The following is a 21,992-nucleotide window of genomic DNA, read 5'->3' as shown; positions in this document are numbered from 1 at the left end:
ACCCTGACAAAGTCAGGCGGTGGCGCGACAAGGTAGATCGGGACATGATCGTCGTCGCCGAGCGAGCCGGGATCAACATCAGCGGGACAGGCGTACTGATTATGGAGAATCCAAACACTGTCCTCACAACCAGGTGGAAGAACAGCCGTCTGCGCTGCGTCGAGGACGTCATCCCCATGCCAGGAGAAGTCCTCCTCAAACCGTTTTGGCTGACCAATCGGCAGGCAATGAGCTTCGGGGGCTGCTCAGAGATGCGCCACTCAGGCGGAAGAGCAGCGTCCTCTGCAGTCAAGAGCCGAACCTACCACTGACTGCGTCTTGGCCTGGTTACGCCTTAGCAGCTTTGGCGGCTGCCTTGGCCGCTTGCTTGCTGGCACGCACTTTGACCAGGGACTCCGGGTCCACAATGTCGGCGACCGAGAGGTAGGAGCCTTCCTCGCCATAGTGGCCGGCCGCTTCCCGCCATCCGTCCGCCTGCAGATTGCATTGTTTGCCCAGTAAGGCCAGGAAGATCTTTGCTTTCTGTTCGCCGAAGCCGGGCAAGGCCTTTAGTCGACGGAGTACTTCAGGGCCATCGGGATTTCCGCTGGTCCAGATAGCGGAGGCATCACCGTCCCATTCCCGATGTACTGTCTCGGCGAGGGCTTGGACCCTCGCGGCCATGGAGCCGGGAAACCTATGGACGGCAGGCCGTTCCTTGAAGACTTCTACAAAGCCTGCTGGATCGTACTCCGCGATCGTGCCGGGTTCGAGGGAACCCAAACGTGTGCGGATCTTCTCCGGCCCGGCGAAAGCCGACTCCATCGTTACTTGTTGATCCAGCAACATTCCGGTCAACAACGCAAAAGCGTCGTCACTGAGCAGCTGGTCCGCGGCGGCATCTCCTGTGATGTGCAGTTCCATGCGTCCCATCCTCCCACCAGACAGTAGCTTCGTCATGGGTCCAGCCGGCGCTGTTCCGTCCGCTACTTTCGACGCCACGGCTCACCTTTAGTGAGTGGCGTTCGACGGCGGTGGGTGGGGTTTTGGGGGTGTTGGGGTGGGGTTGGGGGTGGATTTGCGTTGGGGGTGTGGGGGGTGTATTGTTTTCTGAGTCGCCGGGTGCGAAACGGAAAGCCGGAAGGTGTGTACGGTTCGGTAGGCGGCCAAAAATAACTCTTCTTTTCCAATGGCCCTGTTGGGTGCGCTGCTTTTGTGGTGTGCTGTGGGTGATGTTTTGGGGGGTCTGTTGTTTGAGAACTCAATAGTGTGCCAAGTTTGTTGATACCGATTGTTTTTCAATTGGTTGAAATTATGGCTGGATCATTGCGCACCCCCGTGTGTGGTGGTCTGGTTTTCAGCTGGTTTCGAATTTTGTGCAGCCGCGTTCTACCGTTATTTCCGGTGGGTGTGGTTGTGTCTGTTTGGTTTTGTTTTACTTCAACGGAGAGTTTGATCCTGGCTCAGGATGAACGCTGGCGGCGTGCTTAACACATGCAAGTCGAACGATGATCCCAGCTTGCTGGGGGATTAGTGGCGAACGGGTGAGTAACACGTGAGTAACCTGCCCTTGACTCTGGGATAAGCCTGGGAAACTGGGTCTAATACCGGATACGACCATCTGGCGCATGTCATGGTGGTGGAAAGCTTTTGTGGTTTTGGATGGACTCGCGGCCTATCAGCTTGTTGGTGGGGTAATGGCCTACCAAGGCGACGACGGGTAGCCGGCCTGAGAGGGTGACCGGCCACACTGGGACTGAGACACGGCCCAGACTCCTACGGGAGGCAGCAGTGGGGAATATTGCACAATGGGCGCAAGCCTGATGCAGCGACGCCGCGTGAGGGATGACGGCCTTCGGGTTGTAAACCTCTTTCAGTAGGGAAGAAGCGAAAGTGACGGTACCTGCAGAAGAAGCGCCGGCTAACTACGTGCCAGCAGCCGCGGTAATACGTAGGGCGCAAGCGTTATCCGGAATTATTGGGCGTAAAGAGCTCGTAGGCGGTTTGTCGCGTCTGCTGTGAAAGACCGGGGCTCAACTCCGGTTCTGCAGTGGGTACGGGCAGACTAGAGTGCAGTAGGGGAGACTGGAATTCCTGGTGTAGCGGTGAAATGCGCAGATATCAGGAGGAACACCGATGGCGAAGGCAGGTCTCTGGGCTGTAACTGACGCTGAGGAGCGAAAGCATGGGGAGCGAACAGGATTAGATACCCTGGTAGTCCATGCCGTAAACGTTGGGCACTAGGTGTGGGGGACATTCCACGTTTTCCGCGCCGTAGCTAACGCATTAAGTGCCCCGCCTGGGGAGTACGGCCGCAAGGCTAAAACTCAAAGGAATTGACGGGGGCCCGCACAAGCGGCGGAGCATGCGGATTAATTCGATGCAACGCGAAGAACCTTACCAAGGCTTGACATGAACCGGAAAGACCTGGAAACAGGTGCCCCGCTTGCGGTCGGTTTACAGGTGGTGCATGGTTGTCGTCAGCTCGTGTCGTGAGATGTTGGGTTAAGTCCCGCAACGAGCGCAACCCTCGTTCTATGTTGCCAGCGCGTTATGGCGGGGACTCATAGGAGACTGCCGGGGTCAACTCGGAGGAAGGTGGGGACGACGTCAAATCATCATGCCCCTTATGTCTTGGGCTTCACGCATGCTACAATGGCCGGCACAAAGGGTTGCGATACTGTGAGGTGGAGCTAATCCCAAAAAGCCGGTCTCAGTTCGGATTGGGGTCTGCAACTCGACCCCATGAAGTCGGAGTCGCTAGTAATCGCAGATCAGCAACGCTGCGGTGAATACGTTCCCGGGCCTTGTACACACCGCCCGTCAAGTCACGAAAGTTGGTAACACCCGAAGCCGGTGGCCTAACCCTTGTGGGGGGAGCCGTCGAAGGTGGGACCGGCGATTGGGACTAAGTCGTAACAAGGTAGCCGTACCGGAAGGTGCGGCTGGATCACCTCCTTTCTAAGGAGCTGCTAGCAACTGCTGGTGTCCGTGCATGCGGATATGTGAGTGGTTGTCAGTGTTGCCCATTGCGCAGGCGTCTGTTCTGCGGTGGGTGCTCATGGGTGGAATATCAACGAATCAAACTTGTTTGGCATGGCCTTCACCGGTTGTGTCCTGGTGCCAGTACGGCAGCGTCGTGTCCCCTTTGGGGGGTGTGGTGTTGTGTGGAACGCGTCGGGGCGTGGTGTGTGTGGGGTTGTGTTTGGCGCACTGTTGGGTCCTGAGGCAACAGGACCTTTTTGCAGCAATGCATGGGGGCATCTTCTGGTGTTTCTTTTGTTCCTGCTTCCGGTTCTTACCATTGTGTCCCCGTTTTGCGGGGTGGTGGTGGTCTGGTTGACGGGGTTGTTGTTTGAGAACTACATAGTGGACGCGAGCATCTAGAACACACACACGCCTTCGTGTGGGTGTGTGTTCTTACAGCAATTTCTTATGAATGAACCTGGCCCTTGTGGTCATGGTTCTCTCGATATGAATGATGCATCGTAGACCGGCGGCCCTTTGGGGTTGTTGGTTTGTGTGTGGTCAAGTTTTTTAAGGGCACACGGTGGATGCCTTGGCATTAGGAGCCGAAGAAGGACGTAGGAATCTGCGATAAGCCTGGGGGAGTTGATAACCGAGCGTTGATCCCAGGATGTCCGAATGGGGAAACCCCGCACAACGCTGCAAGGTGATTGTGTGACCCGCATCTGAACACATAGGGTGCGTGGGGGGAACGCGGGGAAGTGAAACATCTCAGTACCCGCAGGAAGAGAAAACAATAGTGATTCCGTTAGTAGTGGCGAGCGAACGCGGATCAGGCTAAACCGTTTCCATGTGTGATAGCCGGCGGGCGTTGCATGGGCGGGGTTGTGGGACTTTCCGTTCTGGTTCTGCCGGACCAGTGAGGTGAGGTGCAGGCATAGGTGAACGGTCTTGAAAGGCCGGCCAGAGAGGGTGTGAGCCCCGTAACCGTAATGTTGTGCACGGCCTGGGGAGTATCCCAAGTAGCACGGGGCCCGAGAAATCCCGTGCGAATCTGTCAGGACCACCTGATAAGCCTAAATACTTCCTAATGACCGATAGCGGACCAGTACCGTGAGGGAAAGGTGAAAAGTACCCCGGGAGGGGAGTGAAACAGTACCTGAAACCGTGTGCTTACAATCCGTCGGAGCAGCCTTGTAGTTGTGACGGCGTGCCTTTTGAAGAATGAGCCTGCGAGTTAGTGTTACGTCGCGAGGTTAACCCGTGTGGGGTAGTCGTAGCGAAAGCGAGTCTGAATAGGGCGAGTGTAGTGGCGTGATCTAGACCCGAAGCGGAGTGATCTACCCATGGCCAGGTTGAAGCGACGGTAAGACGTCGTGGAGGACCGAACCCACTTCAGTTGAAAATGGAGGGGATGAGCTGTGGGTAGGGGTGAAAGGCCAATCAAACTCCGTGATAGCTGGTTCTCCCCGAAATGCATTTAGGTGCAGCGTTGCGTGTTTCTTGCCGGAGGTAGAGCTACTGGATGGCCGATGGGCCCTACAAGGTTACTGACGTCAGCCAAACTCCGAATGCCGGTAAGTCAGAGCGCAGCAGTGAGACTGTGGGGGATAAGCTTCATAGTCGAGAGGGAAACAGCCCAGACCACCAACTAAGGCCCCTAAGCGTGTGCTAAGTGGGAAAGGATGTGGAGTTGCGAAGACAACCAGGAGGTTGGCTTAGAAGCAGCCATCCTTGAAAGAGTGCGTAATAGCTCACTGGTCAAGTGATTCCGCGCCGACAATGTAGCGGGGCTCAAGTACACCGCCGAAGTTGTGGATTTCACATAATGCCCTAGCCTTCGTGGTTCAGGGGTGTGGAGTGGTAGGGGAGCGTCGTGTGGGCAGTGAAGTCGCGGTGGAAACCAGCGGTGGAGCCTACACGAGTGAGAATGCAGGCATGAGTAGCGAAAGACGGGTGAGAAACCCGTCCGCCGAATGATCAAGGGTTCCAGGGTCAAGCTAATCTGCCCTGGGTAAGTCGGGACCTAAGGCGAGGCCGACAGGCGTAGTCGATGGACAACGGGTTGATATTCCCGTACCGGCGAAAAACCGCCCATGCCAAGCGGGGGATACTAACCGCCCGGAGCCTGCCCGCTCACCCTTGTGGTGTTGTGGGTTTTGGCCGAGCGCGGGACCTGATCCCGGGAGGTAAGCGTATTAACAGGTGTGACGCAGGAAGGTAGCCGGGCCGGGCGATGGTTGCCCCGGTCTAAGGATGTAGGGTCAGGGATAGGCAAATCCGTTCCTGTGTGCTTCGAGCACGTTCCTGAGATCTGATGGGACCCCCGTATGGGGGGATCCGGTGATCCTATGCTGCCAAGAAAAGCATCGACGCGAGGTTTTAGCCGCCCGTACCCCAAACCGACACAGGTGATCAGGTAGAGAATACCAAGGCGATCGAGAGAATTATGGTTAAGGAACTCGGCAAAATGCCCCCGTAACTTCGGGAGAAGGGGGGCCTGCCCCGTGATGGAGACTTGCTCTCCGTGAGCGGGTGTGGGCCGCAGAGACCAGGGGGAAGCGACTGTTTACTAAAAACACAGGTCCGTGCGAAGTCGCAAGACGATGTATACGGACTGACTCCTGCCCGGTGCTGGAAGGTTAAGAGGACCGGTTAGCCCCTTGCGGGCGAAGCTGAGAATTTAAGCCCCAGTAAACGGCGGTGGTAACTATAACCATCCTAAGGTAGCGAAATTCCTTGTCGGGTAAGTTCCGACCTGCACGAATGGAGTAACGACTTCCCCGCTGTCTCAACCATAAACTCGGCGAAATTGCAGTACGAGTAAAGATGCTCGTTACGCGCAGCAGGACGGAAAGACCCCGAGACCTTTACTATAGTTTGGTATTGGTGTTCGGAGTGGCTTGTGTAGGATAGGTGGGAGACGTTGAAACCCGGACGCCAGTTCGGGTGGAGTCATCGTTGAAATACCACTCTGGTCACTTTGGACATCTAACTTCGGCCCGTGATCCGGGTCAGGGACAGTGCCTGATGGGTAGTTTAACTGGGGCGGTTGCCTCCTAAAAAGTAACGGAGGCGCCCAAAGGTTCCCTCAGCCTGGTTGGCAATCAGGTGTCGAGTGTAAGTGCACAAGGGAGCTTGACTGTGAGAGAGACATCTCAAGCAGGGACGAAAGTCGGGACTAGTGATCCGGCGGTACATTGTGGAATGGCCGTCGCTCAACGGATAAAAGGTACCTCGGGGATAACAGGCTGATCTTGCCCAAGAGTCCATATCGACGGCATGGTTTGGCACCTCGATGTCGGCTCGTCGCATCCTGGGGCTGGAGTAGGTCCCAAGGGTTGGGCTGTTCGCCCATTAAAGCGGTACGCGAGCTGGGTTTAGAACGTCGTGAGACAGTTCGGTCCCTATCCGCTGCGCGCGCAGGAAATTTGAGAAGGGCTGTCCTTAGTACGAGAGGACCGGGACGGACGAACCTCTGGTGTGTCAGTTGTACTGCCAAGTGCATCGCTGATTAGCTACGTTCGGATGGGATAACCGCTGAAAGCATCTAAGCGGGAAGCTCGCTTCAAGATGAGATTTCCATACACATCATGTGTGAGAGGCCCCCAGCCAGACCACTGGGTTGATAGGCCGGATGTGGAAGCGAGGACTAAAGACTCGTGAAGCTGACCGGTACTAATAGGCCAACAACTTACACCACACAACACACTGCACGCGTCCACTATGTGGTTCCCGAACAACAACCGTTCCAGGAACCAAACACAACTGAATACACAACAGCACAGTTGTAACCACAAAGACTTCCCACCCCCAACGCCAAACGGCACGGGGGGACGGGTAACAAGGTTACGGCGGTCATAGCGTGGGGGAAACGCCCGGTCCCATTCCGAACCCGGAAGCTAAGACCCACAGCGCCGATGGTACTGCACCCGGGAGGGTGTGGGAGAGTAGGACACCGCCGGACAACCATTAAACCGGGGAGCCCCGACCACGAAGGTCGGGGCTCCCCGCATTTAACCACCAAACCCACCCCGCATGCGACGACGGGAACGCAACGAACTAGGGAGTGGGGCTACCACCGTTGACGTTCAGAGTTTCCCCGATCACATAGCTGGACTCCGGTGAAGCAAGGAATACATACGCCGGAGCGAGTTCTGCGGGTTGTCCGGCGCGCCCCAGGGGTGTGGATTGCCCGAACTCCGGTAGCGCTTCCTTGGGCTGGCCGCTGCTGACTTGCAGGGGTGTCCAAATGGGGCCGGGCGCCACGGCGTTGACCCGGATGCCCTTGGGAGCGAGCTGCTGCGCGAGCCCCTTGGTGAAGTTGTTGATGCTGGCCTTTGTGGTGGCATAGTCCACGAGAGTGGGCGAGGGGTTGTACGCCTGAATTGACGTGGTGTTGATGATGGTCGAGCCAGCAGGCATGTGCGGAAGGGCAGCTTTGGTCAGCCAGAACATGGCGTAAACGTTGGTCTTCTGCGTGTGGTCGAATTGTTCGTCGGTGATCTCGGCCAGGTCTTCCTGAGCCACCTGCTTGCCGGCGTTGTTCACCAGGATATCCACTCCGCCGAGGACGGCCACGGCCGTATCCACCACTTCCTGGCATGTGGCGGAGTCCTTGAGGTCTCCGGGCACTTTTATGGCCTTCCGGCCAGCTGCCTCGATGATGCCGGCAATACGTGCTGCGTCTTCTTCCTCTTCGGGCAGGTATGAAAGGACAACGTCTGCACCTTCCCGGGCAAAGGCGATGGCCGTGGCCGCACCGATTCCCGAGTCCGCCCCGGTGACGATCGCCTTGCGGCCTTCCAGTCGTCCCGTCCCGCGGTAGCTCTCTTCACCAAGGTCCGCCTTGGGCGTCAGCTCGGCATCGAGGCCCGGCTCGGGCTGGTGTTGTTTGGGCGGTGAAATCTGTTCGTAGGCGGTGACCGGGTTTCGGAACGTGTACTGATCAGTCATGATGGTCCTCCTGTTGCCGAGGTCTGAAACACGAAAGGATGCTGCCGGGAAGTCGAATCAAATACAGCACCCGCCCCTCAAAAGGTAAGGGGGCTTATGATTTATAGCCTAAAGGGGTCACCAACGATCTGCAAAGACGCCTCATCAGGCTTCAGCGCAGCTTCGGATGGTTATGTTGTCGGGGCCTAGCCCGAGAAGAACTCGGACAGTTCCGAGATGAGCTTGTCGGGCGCCTTGTTGGGCCCATCGTGCCCGAACCCGGGGAGGATGGTGTAGCTGGATCCGGACAGGACGTCGTGAATCTGGCCGCACGCGACACCGAAGTATGCGGGGCTCTTTTCGCCTACCACGATCAGAGTCTCCAGGGGCAGCTCAAGGAAAGGCTCGGCAGGCATGTCCGCGGCTATCACGGCCTTAATTTCGCGGACGCCGCAGGTCATCAGTTCACGCATCTGCTTGCCCAGTGGTGTCCCGGCGGCCAGCTTGTTGGCCAAGGTCAGCATGGACAGGGGCATTCGCGCAAAGGCACCGCCGGTCTCCACTCCCTTGATGAGGACCGCAAGGGCACGATCATAGTCTCCTGCCGCCGTCGCGCGTTCATAGTCCGGTGTCCAGTCGGCTTTGACGCTGTGATTTACGGAGACGGCGGGATCGTAAACCGCGAGGCGCTCAACCGTCAGCGACCGAGCCGCGTGCAGCGCAACGGCACCACCGAAACTGTGCCCGAATACGTCGGTGCTGGACGTGTGCTTCATAACAGCATCGAGATCCCGAATGTCTGCTTCGAGCGTGTAATCCTCGGACTGCGGAGACGAATCACCGCGGCCACGTCGGTTGAAAGTGTGGACGGGGCGGCCAAGGGCCTCGCTGAGTTTCTGGGCGAAACGCGTGTAGTCGGTGGCCGTCACCATGGAGGCAGGAACGACGACGACGCCGGAGCCTGCCGCTGCCAGCTCACCGCCCGTGGTGAGTACTTCGAGGTGTCCGCCGTCGTGGGTCATGATGATGTCGCGCGTCATAACTCGAGCCTAACTGAGCCATCTCAATGCGGGCAGCATGCCGACCCTTATGTGGACAAGTCAGCGCTTGAAGTAGTCCGAGATGTCGGAGACGAGTTCGTTGACCGCCGCCGGGACGGAGCCGTGGAAGCCCTTCGGGGAGACCTCCAACGTGCTGCCAGGAACGGCCCTGTTCAGGCGGGCTGCGGTGACCTTGTAGAACCGGGGACTCTTCTTGCCCACCATGAAGTGCGTGCTGGGAGGTAGGACTGAGAAATCCTGGGGCGTATCGGCGGCCTCGAAGGCTGCCTTGAGTTCACCGACACCCGTGGGCATGAGCTCCCGGAAGAGCCTGTTGACCTTGGTCCCCGAGACCACTGCCATGAGTCCGGCCAGTACCGGCTCCGGAACCCGGGCGAGGGCGGTTCCGGCATGCATGCCACGCTTCATCCGGGCCATCGCCCGTCCAACATCTCCAACATTGACGGACTCCGCGAATCTGTCAAGCCAGCCCGTGTCCATGCTTCCGTCAATGTTCACCGCAGCGTCGTACACCGCAAGCTTGTCCGGTTGGTGGTGAGTGCCGGCGAAGGCCTGGGCTGCGTTGAGGGCGACTGCGCCACCCAGGCTGTGGCCCATGATGTTGCGGGCACCCGTGGCGTCCATGATGGTGCGGACGTCGGCGATTTCCGTGGCCATGGAGTAGTTGTGTGGTTGATCGCTGGATCTTCCACGGCCGCGGCGGTCGTACACGTCCACGGCCCAGCCTTCGCCGAGGCCCTTGGACAAAGCGAGTGAGAAAGGGCGGTAGATCAAGGCCGTGAGGAAGGCGCCCCCGATCAGCACCACGCGGCGTTCCCCGGGCGCGTCTTCCGTACCGTAGCTGTACAAGGCGAGTTTGCCGCCGTCGTGCGTTCCAATGACCCGTTCCTTCATCGGAACATCCTAGGTGGCACTCGCGGGTTCTTTCTCCAGATGGTTCCCGGAAAGGAACCGCGCAATGCGCGATGCAAGGCGCTTCCCGGGACGGAGCGGACCTTCATGGAACTGCAGCGGCACAATCGCGAAGTCAATCGAGGGCACGGCGCCGGCCAGAATCCGACCAGTCTCCGCGAAGTATGAAGGACTCCAGCCGCCGCTGAGCATCAGCGTGGGGGTGGAGAGTTTCATGAAGTCGTGAAGGTGGGCGTCGGCATCGAGGACGGCTCGCATTTCCGTCACGGCAGTGGGTAGAAGGGAGCGCATCTCCAGTCCCAACCGGGTGCGGGCGGAGAGGACGCTGAGCGTGCGCAGGGCGCCCATGGGTAGGTAGGAAATGGGGCCCGCCGTCCCCAGCCCCTGAACCAGGTGGGCCCAGGCGTGATCAAGCTGGCCTGCAGTCACGGCTTCCTCGAGCTCGGGCCGCCACCGGCCGCTGAGGTTGCCGGAGAGGGATACCGCCGCGTCGTAGGTAACCAAGCGGTTGATTCCGTCGTGGCGGGCGGCCTGCAACGCCACGAACCCGCCATAGCTGTGCGCCACAACGTCCGTGGAACCGCTCTTTTCCATGATCGCTTGAAGGTCCGCGATCTCTGTGTCGACCGAATAGCCGGGCGGTTGCGGTGCGGATTGTCCGCGACCACGGCGGTTGTAGCTGTGAACAGGGCGCCCTAGCATGACGCTCAACGTCCGGGCGAACGGCCAATACAAGGAGTCTGTCACCAAGGTGCCATGAACAAGCACGACGCCGGCTGGTTCAGCGGGTGCCTTCGAGCCCGGGAACGAAGCACCCGACGCCGGCCGGAAGGTATGCACCTCAAGCTGCCCGCCGCCGTCGTTCGTCTCAACCGTCCACGTTTCCACAGCCCGAGTCTATGCGTTTCCCTGATCTTGATGCCCGGAAGTAAAGGCCCGCAATCACCGGTAAACTTAAGGACTGTGACTTCCGCAAACACCCCCGCCCTGAACACCTCCGCAGAGCCCATCGACGCCAGCGAGCAAATGCGCATCCGTATGGAGAAGCGCGCAAAGCTGATCGAGCGGGGCACCGAGGCCTATCCGGTGGGTGTTGAACGGACCCATTCCCTCAGCGAAATACGCGAAAAGTACGCACACCTGGAAGCCGATGAAACTACCGGCGATACTGTGGGCGTCACCGGCCGCGTCGTGTTCGTCCGCAACACCGGCAAGCTGTGCTTCGCAACCCTCCAGGAGGGCGGCGTGGATGGCAAGGGCGTTCGCCTTCAGGCGATGCTGAGCCTGGCGAATGTCGGCGAGGAAGCGCTGGCCGACTGGAAGGCTCTGGTTGACCTTGGTGACCATGTTTTCATCAAGGGCGAGGTCATTTCATCCCGCCGCGGCGAGCTATCCGTCATGGCCGACTCCTGGTCCATGGCGTCCAAGGCGCTGCGTCCGCTGCCGGTCCTGCACGCGGAGCTGAATGAGGAAACCCGCGTTCGGCAGCGCTACGTTGACCTCATGGTCCGCGACGAAGCCCGCGAAATGGTCTACAAGCGGGCCGCCATCACCCGCTCGGTCCGCGAAACCCTTGACCGCCACGGCTACGTGGAGGTGGAAACCCCCATCCTGCAGCTGGTCCACGGCGGCGCTACAGCCCGTCCTTTCGAGACGCACATGAACGCGTTCGACCAGAAGATGACCTTGCGCATCGCCACTGAGCTCTTCCTCAAGCGTGCCGTTGTTGGTGGCATTGACCGCGTCTACGACATGGGCCGCGTCTTCCGCAACGAAGGCGTGGATTCCACGCACAGCCCCGAATTCACCACGCTTGAGTGCTATGAGGCGTGGGGGGACCAGTTCGTCATGGCCGAGCGCATGAAGGAAATCATCCTGAATGTGGCAGACGTCGTAGGTACCCGCACCATCCAGACGGACGGCGGCGAAATAAACCTCGACGGCGAATGGGCTTGGATTTCGGTATACCCGGGTATTTCAGAAGCGGTGGGAATTGAAATTACCCCCGACACCACAGTGGATGAGTTGCTGGCAATTGCGGCCAAGCACGAGGTCAAGGTGGACCCCAAGTGGGATGCCGAAAAGATCGTGGTTGAACTGTTCGGCGAGATTGTGGAACCCACTTTGCTGAACCCCACCTTCGTCTACGACTACCCGCCGTCCGCACAGCCGCTGGCGCGACCCCACCGCGAAGACGGCCGGCTCATTGAGGCCTGGGACCTGATCATTGGGGGCATGGAGCGCGGCACGGCGTTCTCCGAGCTCATTGACCCGGTAATCCAGCGTGAGCGCCTTACAGAGCAGTCACGCCGCTCTGCTGCCGGCGACGAGGAAGCCATGCAGTTGGACGAGGACTTCCTCCGCGCCCTTGAATACGGTGCCCCGCCCATGGGTGGCATCGGGTTGGGCATTGACCGCTTGGTGATGCTGTTCACCGGTGCTGGTATCCGCGAAACCATCCTTTTCCCGTTGCTGAAGCCTGAAGGTCACTGATCATGGAGTACATCGCAGTCCTGGCCCCGTCCATTGTGGTGGGATTGATCTTCTGGTTTGCCATGAAGTCGATCTTCAATGCGGACAAATCGGAACGGCAAGCCGAAGCCAAGGCCCAGGCCGAAGCGAATTTGAAAAATTCAGGACCTGCATCCGAGGGCCCTGCAGCTAAATAGCCTTCCAATTGGGTTCCGCTTACTGAAGAGAATCCAATAACGCTTTGACGTGGGTGCTTGCCGTGAACGATAATCATCAAAGGAATCCGGGGAATTTCTGATTATCCAACCCTCCAAATGAGAGGCAACTCATGGCACAGAAAGTAAAAATCATCCTCGTCGATGACCTGGATGAAGGGGCAGCAGACGAAACTGTCCGCTTTGGCCTCGATGGCGTGAGCTACGAGATGGACCTGTCCACTGCCAATGCAGCCTCGCTGCGCAAGGCATTGGAGCCCTACGTTGCCAAAGCCAGGAAGACTTCTTCCGGCCGCGCAACCCGGGGCCGTGCTACAGCCGCACGTAACCAGGATTCCGCGCAAATCCGCCAATGGGCCCGTGACAACGGTTACACGGTCAACAGCCGCGGACGTATTCAGGCTGAAATTCAGGAAGCGTACCAAAAGGCCAATTCCTGATTCACCGCTTCAATGCCCCGGCAGTCGCTGCCGGGGCATTGGTGTTTAACGGGCCAGTTTGTGGTGGCTCTGCAGCGGGGCTTGGAATATTCTGTGAATCGCCTGAGCGGGGAAGGGTCGAATGCAGGCACTAATGCCCTCCAGGAAAGCCGCGGACCAGCACGCCGCAAAATGTTCACGGGCGGCCAACGTTCAGTGCACCCAGGCAAGGCGGCAGGGTGCCACCGCTGGATGGGAGAGGTCAAGGGCTGGAACCGGATTTATTCCACAACGGCGTCATGTTTCCCCTGTGGCGAACACGCTCCAAAAGTGTTGCTCCGGCACGTAGCATCAAAGTACGTCGTAGCTAGGAGTGTGGCGAAATGTTTGAGAGATTTACGGACCGTGCCCGTCGCGTGGTCGTCCTTGCCCAAGAAGAGGCACGGATGCTTAACCACAATTACATCGGTACCGAGCACATCCTCTTGGGTCTGATCCACGAGGGTGAAGGCGTTGCTGCCAAGGCGCTCGAGTCCCTGAGCATTTCGCTCGATGGCGTCCGCGAACAGGTGCAGGAGATCATCGGCCAGGGCCAGCAAGCCCCGTCCGGTCACATCCCCTTCACCCCGCGCGCCAAGAAGGTGCTTGAGCTTTCCCTTCGAGAAGCACTGCAGCTCGGCCACAACTACATCGGTACTGAGCACATCCTGCTCGGCCTCATTCGCGAAGGCGAAGGCGTAGCCGCCCAGGTGCTGGTCAAGCTTGGTGCGGACCTTAATCGGGTCCGCCAGCAGGTCATCCAGTTGCTCTCCGGCTACCAGGGCAAGGAGACCGCAGGCAGCGGCTCGGGCCAGGGCCAGCCGGAAGGTACCCCTGCCGGTTCGGTGGTGCTTGACCAGTTCGGACGCAACCTGACCCAGGCTGCGCGCGAAAACAAGCTCGATCCTGTGATCGGCCGCGAGCAGGAGATGGAACGCGTCATGCAGGTCCTCTCCCGCCGTACCAAGAACAACCCGGTCCTGATCGGTGAGCCCGGCGTCGGTAAGACTGCCGTCGTCGAGGGTCTCGCCCAGGCGATCGTCCGCGGAGACGTCCCTGAGACCATCAAGGACAAGCAGCTGTACACGCTTGACCTCGGTTCCCTGGTTGCTGGTTCCCGCTACCGCGGTGACTTCGAAGAGCGCCTGAAGAAGGTCCTCAAGGAGATCCGCACTCGCGGCGACATCATCCTCTTCATCGACGAGATCCACACCCTGGTTGGTGCAGGTGCTGCCGAAGGCGCAATCGATGCTGCGTCCATCCTGAAGCCGATGCTGGCCCGTGGTGAACTCCAGACCATCGGTGCCACCACGCTGGATGAATACCGCAAGCACATTGAGAAGGACGCTGCTCTTGAGCGCCGCTTCCAGCCAATCCAGGTCAAGGAACCTTCTGTCGCTCACGCGATCGAGATCCTCAAGGGACTGCGTGACCGTTACGAGGCACACCACCGCGTGACGATTACCGACGGCGCTCTTGCCTCAGCTGCGCAGCTGGCCGAACGCTACATTTCGGACCGCTTCCTGCCGGACAAGGCGATCGACCTCATCGATGAAGCCGGTGCGCGTCTGCGCATCCGTCGCATGACCGCTCCGCCGGAGCTCAAGGCCATGGACGAGCGCATCGCCGACGTGAAGATGGAGAAGGAATCCGCCATCGACGCCCAGGACTTTGAAGGTGCCGCCTCACTGCGCGACAAGGAGCAGAAGCTCATTGCCGAACGCGCAGAGAAGGAACGCACCTGGAAGTCGGGCGGCATGGACGACATCTCTGAGGTTGACGAAGACCTGATCGCTGAAGTTCTCGCGAACTCCACCGGCATTCCGGTCTTCAAGCTCACCGAGGAAGAGTCCTCGCGCCTGCTCAAGATGGAAGACGAACTGCACAAGCGCGTCGTCGGCCAGAACGAGGCCATCAAGGCCCTGTCTCAGGCCATCCGCCGCACCCGTGCAGGCCTGAAGGACCCCAAGCGTCCCGGTGGCTCATTCATCTTCGCCGGCCCCACCGGCGTCGGCAAGACCGAGCTCGCCAAGGCACTTGCAGAGTTCCTGTTCGGTGAAGAGGACGCCCTCATCACGCTGGACATGTCCGAGTACTCCGAGAAGCACACGGTTTCGCGTCTCTTCGGTGCACCTCCGGGCTACGTCGGCTACGAAGAAGGCGGCCAGCTGACCGAGAAGGTCCGCCGGCGTCCGTTCTCCGTGGTCCTGTTCGATGAAGTGGAGAAGGCCCACGCTGACCTCTTCAACTCGCTGCTGCAGATCCTGGAAGACGGTCGACTGACCGACTCCCAGGGCCGCGTGGTGGACTTCAAGAACACCGTGATCATCATGACCACCAACCTTGGTACCCGCGATATCTCCAAGAGCGTGGCAACGGGCTTCCAGTCCGGCACGGACACCCAGACGGGCTACAACCGGATGCGTGCCCGGGTCACGGAAGAGCTCAAGCAGCACTTCCGCCCCGAGTTCCTCAACCGCGTTGACGACGTCGTGGTGTTCCCGCAGCTGACGCAGGACGAGATCATCGAGATCGTGGACCTGTTCGTGACCCGCCTGGAGCGTCGCCTCAAGGACAAGGACATGGGCATCGAGCTCACCCCCGCTGCCAAGGTTCTCCTTGCCACGCGTGGTTACGATCCCGCCATGGGTGCCCGGCCGTTGCGCCGCACCATCCAGCGCGAAATCGAGGACCAGCTGTCCGAGAAGATCCTGTTCGGCGAGCTCCACTCCGGCGACATCGTTGTGGTGGACGTTGACGGCGAAGGTGACGACGCCAAGTTCACGTTCGAAGGAAATGCCAAGCCGCGTATCCCGGAGATCGCTCCGACCGCGTAAGGCACTACAGCACTAAGCCCCGCCCGCTCCAAGACAAGGAGCGGGTGGGGCTTTTGCGTTGGTGCTGGGCCCGGTTCATGTACAGAGAGAGCCGTTAAAGTGACTTCAGAAGGGCATTTTCTGTACAAAACGGTAGCGGGAAGTAGGGATGGCATGCGAGTGCTCATGGTGACACCAGGCACGCGAGGTGATGTTGCGCCCATGGCCGGGCTGGGAAGCAGCCTGCAGAGCTTGGGCTACGAGGTAGCCATCGCGGCCAACCCGGCTTTCGCCCCTCTTGTTGTGGAGTCGGGCTGCGAGTTCAGGCCGCTTCCCGGGGATCTGGAGGGGCTGATCAGGCAACCAGCGCCCGGAGCCAAGGGATCCTCCGGAAGCTTGCTCACCTTTTGGCGGAAGCTCACTGACTATATGGACAACGCCGCCACCGGCACCCTGGCAGCGGCTGAGGCCGGCGCCGACGTGATCCTGGCCAATTCAGTGGCACCTTATGCGTACGACATCGCGGAAGCCATGGGCATTCCGGCCCTCGGCGCACATTTGCAGCCCACGGAGCCCAGCGCAGCGTATCCGCCCGTGATCATGAATTCGGCCAGAAGCCTCGGCGCATGGGGAAATAAGATCATTGGTGAGCGCGCTGCCGCAGGCCCGGCTCCCTATGATGCCCCCAGCGCCCGCCTTCGCAAGGAGCTGGGACTGGGCAAGCTGAGCCGCGCGGCCGGTGAGCGCCGCCGTCGTAAAGCCCGCGCCACTGTTCTTCATGGCATCAGTCCCTCGGTCCTGCCAAGGCCTGCTGATTGGCCCGAGGGCCTGGTCATGGCCGGATATTGGTGGCCACCAATGAAGCCGGACTGGCAGCCGCCAGCGAACCTCGTGAACTTCCTTGCCGACGGTCCGCCGCCCGTTTTTGTTGGCTTTGGCAGCAGCGCCCACATTGATCCGGCATTCATCCTTGAGAGCACCCGCCGGGCCGGAGTGCGGGCAGTTGTGCAGGGCGTCGAGGGCGCGCTGGGCGACGATGCGATCGCCGTCGGGAGCATTCCCCATGAGTGGCTCTTTCCGCGGATGGCGGCAGTGGTTCACCATGCCGGAGCGGGAACGGCGGCGGCCGGCTTTCGCGCGGGCGTGCCGGCCGTGGGTGTCCCGGTGTACACGGACCAACCGCTCTGGGCCTCCCGGATCGCGTCACTCGGGGCGGGTCCTCAGCCAGTTCCCTACAAGAAGCTGACTCCGGAGCGCCTCGGTGACGCCATTACGGAAGCTGTCAGCACGCCGTCGTACGCGCAGAGGGCAGCGGAAGTGGCGGCCGCGATCGCGAGGGAGGACGGAACCGCACCGGTGGTCGACGCCCTGCGAAACCTCCCATCCAAGTAGCAGTTGAGGTCGTTTTGGGCACGCTGAATCATGCGGTGATCGCAACACCTGATTATTGAAGGGTGTCGATTGCCATGGTGAAGTTCACGAATCGTTTGGTTGCTGAGGTTGTCCAGTCGTTCTGGCAGCAGGTTGCGGACGGTGCCCGTTTTGAAGATGCTGGTGCGTTCGTCGGGTGGTCCGTAACGACGGTCCGCCGTGAGCTGAGGTCCTCAGGAGGGGTCCGGCCCCGTCGGGGCCGGACCCTGACCGGCCGTTCCCTATCGTTCCAGGAGCGGGAGTTGATCTCGTTATGGCGGGGCAAGGAATCGGTCCGTGAGATCGCCAGACGTTTGGGTCGTTCCCCGTCAACGATCTCCCGGGAGCTCCGGCGGAACGCTGACAAGGTCTTTTTCTACCGGGCTACCACCGCCCATGCCCGCGCCCACGCCCGGGCAGCCAGGCCCAAGACCGCTAAGCTCAACAGCAACAAGCCCTTGCGCCTGGAAGTCGAAAAGCGGCTCGAAAAGAAAGACTCACCGGTCCAGATCGCTGGCAGACTCCGCAAGGACTTCCCGAACAACCCGGAGATGTGGGTGTCACACGAGACCATCTACCAGTCCCTCTATCTCGAGTCCCGGGGCGGGCTAAAGCGGGAACTGGTCAAGAACCTGCGCACCGGCCGGACCCTGCGCAAACCCCAACGCCGCCCCGACGAACGCCGCGGCAGAATCCAGGACAAGGTCATGATCGCCGACCGTCCCGCCGAGGTCGAAGACCGTGCCGTGCCAGGGCATTGGGAAGGGGACCTGATCGTAGGCAAGGACGGAAAAACCGCCATCGGCACCATCGTGGAGCGCACAACCGGGTTCGTGATGCTCCTCCATGTCCCGACCGGTCAAAACCGTGCCGAGTCTGTTCGGGATGGGCTGATCCGCAAAATGGGCGCCCTTCCCGACGAACTGAGGCTCTCACTGACCTGGGACCAAGGCACCGAAATGCGCAGGCACAAGGAAGTGAAGATCGCAGCCGACATCGACATCTACTTCTGCGATCCCCACTCACCTTGGCAACGCGGCTCGAACGAGAACACCAACGGGCTCCTGCGCCAGTACTTCCCCAAAGGCGCAGACCTAAGCATCTACAGCCAAACCGACCTCGACTACGTCGCCCACGAACTCAACGACAGACCCCGCCAACGATTCGACTTCTGCACCCCCAATGAGATGATCAGAACCTTCCTGTTGCGATAACCGCTAGAAACCACCCACTCAGAACGGCCCCAACTGCTACCTGGTTGGGTGAATATGTGAAAGTACTGTTTCACTGTGAGTGAACCACCCTGTGATCGGCCGCACAATCCGTGTTGAATCGGAACATGGACTCTGCTGACACCCAGGGCGGGCAGCCCGAAACCCCGTTTCACGACCTCGACCATTACCTCGCCATCCCGCGGGTTGGCGGCCTCACCCTCAGCCCGGATGGCAAACGCCTGGTCACCACTGTCACAACGCTGAATGCCAAGGGAACTGAGTTCGCCACCGCACTCTGGGAACTCGACCCCAGCGGCCGGAATCGCGCCCGCCGCATCACCCGCAGCTCCAAGGGCGAAGCAGGTGCGGTCTTTGCTGCCAACGGCGACCTCTACTTCACCTCGGCGCGTCCTGATCCGGAAAGCCCTGACGCCGACCCCGTCAATGCACTGTGGCTGCTGCCCGCCGACGGGGGAGAAGCCCGCGTGGTGCACTCACGTGCCGGCGGCATCGCTTCAGTGATGGCCGCCAAGGATGCGGACGTCACCTTCGTCAACGCCGAGGTCCTGGCTGGCTCCGCCGACGAGGAAAGCGACGAGGAACGCCGCAAGGCGCGCAAGGACAACAAGGTCTCGGCCATCCTGCACAGCGGCTACCCGGTCCGCTACTGGGATGCAGACCTTGGCCCGGCCGAGCCGCGGATCTTCGCTGTGGAGCAGGGTGCGGAAGACGAACCCGGCAAGCCCTCCACGGTGGATGCATCGGCGCCGCTCCAACTCCGGAACCTGACGCCCGGCGTCGGGGGTTCGCTGCGCGAAGCCAAAACGGTGGTGAGTCCGGACGGCAAGACGATCTACACCAGCATGACCAAGGCGCTCGCGAAGGCTGACAGTCGTGAGGTGCTCGCCGCCATCGACGTCGCCACCGGGGCCGTCAAGGTGCTGCTGGACCACGAAGGCATGAGCTACTTCCCCGGGCCCGTCAGCCCTGACAATCGGACCCTGGTGGTCCAGAGCGAGAGCGACACGACGCCCAGCCAGGCTCCCCACGTGAAGCTCCACCTAGTGAACGTTGCTGACGGGGAAACCACTGACCTTGAGCCGTTCGCGCACCAGTGGGACCGCTGGGCTACGCCCCTCGCATGGCTCCCGGACGGTAATGCGGTCCTGGTAACAGCGGACGACGACGGCGCGGGGCCGGTATTTCGGATCGACGTCGCTGATGGTGCAGTCACCCGGGTGACGCAGGATGTTGCCGCCTATTCCGACGTCGTGGTTTCCCCGGATGGGACCACGGCCTACGCGCTCCGAAGCTCGTACGAGTTCCCTGCCGAAGCCGTGCGGATCGACCTCGCCACCGGTGAAGTGGTCCGGTTGCAGGCACCGGCGGAGCGACCCGTTTACAAGGGTCACCTGGAACGCGTGGAAACGACGGCGGAAGATGGCTCGCGCGTGCCTGCCTACCTCGCGCTCCCCGAAGGTGCCTCTGCGGACAATCCGGCACCGCTGTTGCTGTGGATCCACGGCGGCCCACTGAACTCGTGGAATGCCTGGACGTGGCGCTGGAACCCCTGGTTGCTCGTGGCCAAGGGCTACGCAGTGCTCCTGCCGGACCCCGCCTTATCTACCGGGTATGGGCAGGAGTTCATCCAGCGCGGATGGGGCGAATGGGGAAAGAAGCCCTTCACCGACCTCATGGCCATCACGGACGCAGTGGTTGACCGGCCGGACATCGACGAATCGCGGACCGCGGCTATGGGTGGATCGTTCGGCGGCTACATGGCGAACTGGGTTGCCGGGCAAACGGACCGCTTCAAGGCAATCGTCACGCACGCCAGCCTGTGGGCGCTGGATCAATTCGGACCCACCACCGACGCGGCGCAGTACTGGCTCAAGGAAATGACCGTGGAAATGGCGATGGAAAACTCGCCGCACCTGAACGTAGGCAACATCAAGACACCCATGCTCGTCATCCACGGAGACAAGGACTACCGCGTGCCCATCGGCGAAGGACTGCGCCTCTGGTACGAACTCCTGTCCTCATCGCAACTCCCCGCCGACGACAACGGCCAGAGCCCGCACCGCTTCCTGTACTTCCCGGACGAGAACCACTGGGTCCTGCAGCCGCAGCACGCGAAGGTCTGGTACGGCGTGGTGGAGCACTTCCTGGCGAAGCAGTTGCTGGGCGAGGACGTTGCTTTGCCGGAGGAGCTGGGGGTCTAACGGGGTGGCTGGAGGATCTGATCAGCGCTCTGACATCCGGCGGATCTGGGCGGCATAACCGTCGAGGACCTCGAAGAATCCGGGATGCTGCCACACGCGATTGCGGCCGCGGCCGGACGTTTCGACGAGCACGCCGCGGTCAGTGAGAGCGTCGAGCGCGCGCTGCGCTGCCATCTCGCCGAGGCCGAGCTTTCTCATAAGGTACTTCGAGTTCACTGCGGGCTGCCCGATCAGTGTGGGCAGCACCTTCCACGCCGCGGCGTCTGACCGGAGGCCCGTCATTTTCGCACGGGAGTCCTCAAGCTGTTCCACAAGGTTGTCCACGAGCCGCGACCCTGTAGTCGCGGCGATCCGGCTTGCCTGGGCGAACTCGCGGACGATTGGCCCGGCGTCGCCGGCACGGAAGGAGCCCAGTGCCTCGAAGTAGCGCTCTGTGTGGACGAGGAGGCCGGCGGAGATCGGCACCGCGGTTGAGCCGACCAGACCTTTGTTGCGGAGGATCGACTGTGCCAGTGCTCGGCCGGTCCTGCCATTGCCGTCAGGGAACGGATGGATCGTTTCGAACTGTGCGTGGCTGACCGCGACCTGAACGATCACGGGTAGGTCTTGACGGTTGACGAATCCAACCAGGTCCTTGATGGCATCGCGGATCCGGTCATGGTGTGGGGCTACAAAGTCGGCCAATCGCGGGCCGGCTTCTCCGCGGCCGATCCACACAGGTTCCCCGCGAAAGCGGCCGGCGTCGAGTGGATCGAAACCGCGCTGATGAATCATCAGCGCCTCGTGCATGGAAAGGATGGTCGCTTCAGTGATGTCGTCGGCCAGTTGGAGGGCCGCCTCCATCGCATGGACGTTGCCGACGACAGTCAGAGCGTTCGCTTTATCGCCCTCGTTGATTTCAGCGAGGGCGAGCTGCTTCGCCGACGTCGTCAACTGTTCGATCTGCGAGCTGGAGGCCGACTCCGTGCGCAGTAGGATTGCCGTCATTGGTCCGAGCGCGGGGTTGTTGGTGCCAAGTGTCTGCTGCGCATGCTTGTCGAAATCGACGAGCTGCCGTGTTGCATCCTCAACGTCGGCAAAGATTTCACCGGAGATGCTGGGAGTCCAGCCGGCAATAGACGCGGTGACGGCCGCTTCATAGGGGCCCGTCTGACGCGCCACCTCTGCGCGTGAGAACATCTCAGGCGCCTGCGGCTTCCAGTCGAGGGTCTCGAATGAAACCGGAGTGATCGGGATGCGTGCCTCCGCAGGTGTTGGCATTCCGTCATCTTACCAACACTTAAGTGAATAAGTGTTGGTAAGTGAGAGGTTACACGCCATTAAACGTGCGC

The 21,992-nt window shown here is 60.5% G+C and carries 14 protein-coding genes and 3 rRNA genes; 11 read left to right on the top strand and 6 right to left on the bottom strand.

Going from position 1 to position 21,992, the window contains the following annotated elements; all coding sequences use genetic code 11:
* The first annotated feature begins 44 nt into the window (after window positions 1-44).
* The gene (locus M1D89_RS23160; RefSeq protein ID WP_498647360.1) at window positions 45-311 is read left to right on the top strand and encodes a hypothetical protein; all 267 of its coding nucleotides are present in this window, start codon (window positions 45-47) and stop codon (window positions 309-311) included.
* A gap of 16 nt (window positions 312-327) precedes the next feature.
* Here the strand turns inward: M1D89_RS23160 and M1D89_RS23155 are convergent, their stop codons facing one another.
* Complete coding sequence (locus M1D89_RS23155; RefSeq protein WP_498651018.1) at window positions 328-912, bottom strand: HhH-GPD-type base excision DNA repair protein; 585 nt, start codon at window positions 910-912, stop codon at window positions 328-330.
* Between the two features lie 507 nt (window positions 913-1,419).
* Between M1D89_RS23155 and M1D89_RS23150 the strand changes: the two genes are divergently transcribed.
* The 3 genes from M1D89_RS23150 to rrf all read left to right on the top strand — a co-directional run bounded on the left by M1D89_RS23150 (window position 1,420) and on the right by rrf (window position 6,913).
* Window positions 1,420-2,940, top strand: a 16S ribosomal RNA gene (locus tag M1D89_RS23150).
* Between the two features lie 565 nt (window positions 2,941-3,505).
* Window positions 3,506-6,649 (top strand): 23S ribosomal RNA (locus M1D89_RS23145).
* Between the two features lie 147 nt (window positions 6,650-6,796).
* Window positions 6,797-6,913 (top strand): 5S ribosomal RNA (rrf, locus tag M1D89_RS23140).
* Together the 16S, 23S and 5S rRNA genes form the textbook arrangement of a ribosomal RNA operon.
* Window positions 6,914-7,008: 95 nt before the next feature.
* Here rrf and M1D89_RS23135 read toward each other — a convergent pair.
* From M1D89_RS23135 to M1D89_RS23120, 4 genes are all read right to left on the bottom strand, one after another.
* Window positions 7,009-7,902, bottom strand: coding sequence for a glucose 1-dehydrogenase (locus M1D89_RS23135; protein ID WP_498647358.1), 894 nt, complete (start codon window positions 7,900-7,902; stop codon window positions 7,009-7,011).
* 185 nt (window positions 7,903-8,087) lie between these two features.
* Window positions 8,088-8,921: an alpha/beta fold hydrolase gene (locus M1D89_RS23130; RefSeq protein WP_498647356.1), complete on the bottom strand. Its 834-nt coding sequence runs from the start codon at window positions 8,919-8,921 to the stop codon at window positions 8,088-8,090.
* Window positions 8,922-8,981: 60 nt separating this feature from the next.
* Entirely contained in the window at window positions 8,982-9,836 is an 855-nt protein-coding gene (locus tag M1D89_RS23125) for an alpha/beta fold hydrolase (protein WP_498647355.1), read from the bottom strand.
* A 9-nt stretch (window positions 9,837-9,845) separates the two neighbouring features.
* Window positions 9,846-10,742, bottom strand: a complete 897-nt coding sequence (locus M1D89_RS23120) for an alpha/beta fold hydrolase (RefSeq protein WP_498647354.1) — start codon at window positions 10,740-10,742, stop codon at window positions 9,846-9,848.
* A gap of 75 nt (window positions 10,743-10,817) precedes the next feature.
* Here M1D89_RS23120 and lysS point away from each other — a divergent pair, with 75 nt between their 5' ends.
* The 7 genes from lysS (at window position 10,818) to M1D89_RS23085 (ending at window position 20,661) form a co-directional block, all read left to right on the top strand.
* Window positions 10,818-12,347, top strand: a complete 1,530-nt coding sequence (lysS, locus tag M1D89_RS23115; protein ID WP_498647352.1) for a lysine--tRNA ligase — start codon at window positions 10,818-10,820, stop codon at window positions 12,345-12,347.
* Window positions 12,348-12,349: 2 nt separating this feature from the next.
* Window positions 12,350-12,523, top strand: coding sequence for a hypothetical protein (locus tag M1D89_RS23110; protein ID WP_011772935.1), 174 nt, complete (start codon window positions 12,350-12,352; stop codon window positions 12,521-12,523).
* 131 nt (window positions 12,524-12,654) lie between these two features.
* The gene (locus M1D89_RS23105; protein ID WP_014920382.1) at window positions 12,655-12,981 is read left to right on the top strand and encodes a histone-like nucleoid-structuring protein Lsr2; all 327 of its coding nucleotides are present in this window, start codon (window positions 12,655-12,657) and stop codon (window positions 12,979-12,981) included.
* 362 nt (window positions 12,982-13,343) lie between these two features.
* A complete protein-coding gene (locus M1D89_RS23100; RefSeq protein ID WP_017196999.1) occupies window positions 13,344-15,836 on the top strand; it encodes an ATP-dependent Clp protease ATP-binding subunit in 2,493 nt (830 codons plus the stop codon).
* A gap of 153 nt (window positions 15,837-15,989) precedes the next feature.
* A complete protein-coding gene (locus tag M1D89_RS23095; protein WP_498647349.1) occupies window positions 15,990-17,207 on the top strand; it encodes a glycosyltransferase in 1,218 nt (405 codons plus the stop codon).
* Window positions 17,208-17,281: 74 nt separating this feature from the next.
* Complete coding sequence (locus M1D89_RS23090; protein WP_498645340.1) at window positions 17,282-18,439, top strand: IS30 family transposase; 1,158 nt, start codon at window positions 17,282-17,284, stop codon at window positions 18,437-18,439.
* Between the two features lie 125 nt (window positions 18,440-18,564).
* Window positions 18,565-20,661 (top strand): S9 family peptidase, encoded by a 2,097-nt coding sequence (locus tag M1D89_RS23085; protein WP_498647346.1) that lies wholly within the window; start codon window positions 18,565-18,567, stop codon window positions 20,659-20,661.
* Window positions 20,662-20,682: 21 nt separating this feature from the next.
* On the opposite strand, the gene M1D89_RS23080 is transcribed toward M1D89_RS23085, so the two are convergent.
* Window positions 20,683-21,921, bottom strand: coding sequence for a Fic family protein (locus M1D89_RS23080; protein WP_498647344.1), 1,239 nt, complete (start codon window positions 21,919-21,921; stop codon window positions 20,683-20,685).
* Window positions 21,922-21,992 lie beyond the last annotated feature (71 nt).

This window comes from Arthrobacter sp. D3-18, from assembly GCF_054408525.1.
This window is presented reverse-complemented; position numbering and strand designations above follow the sequence as displayed.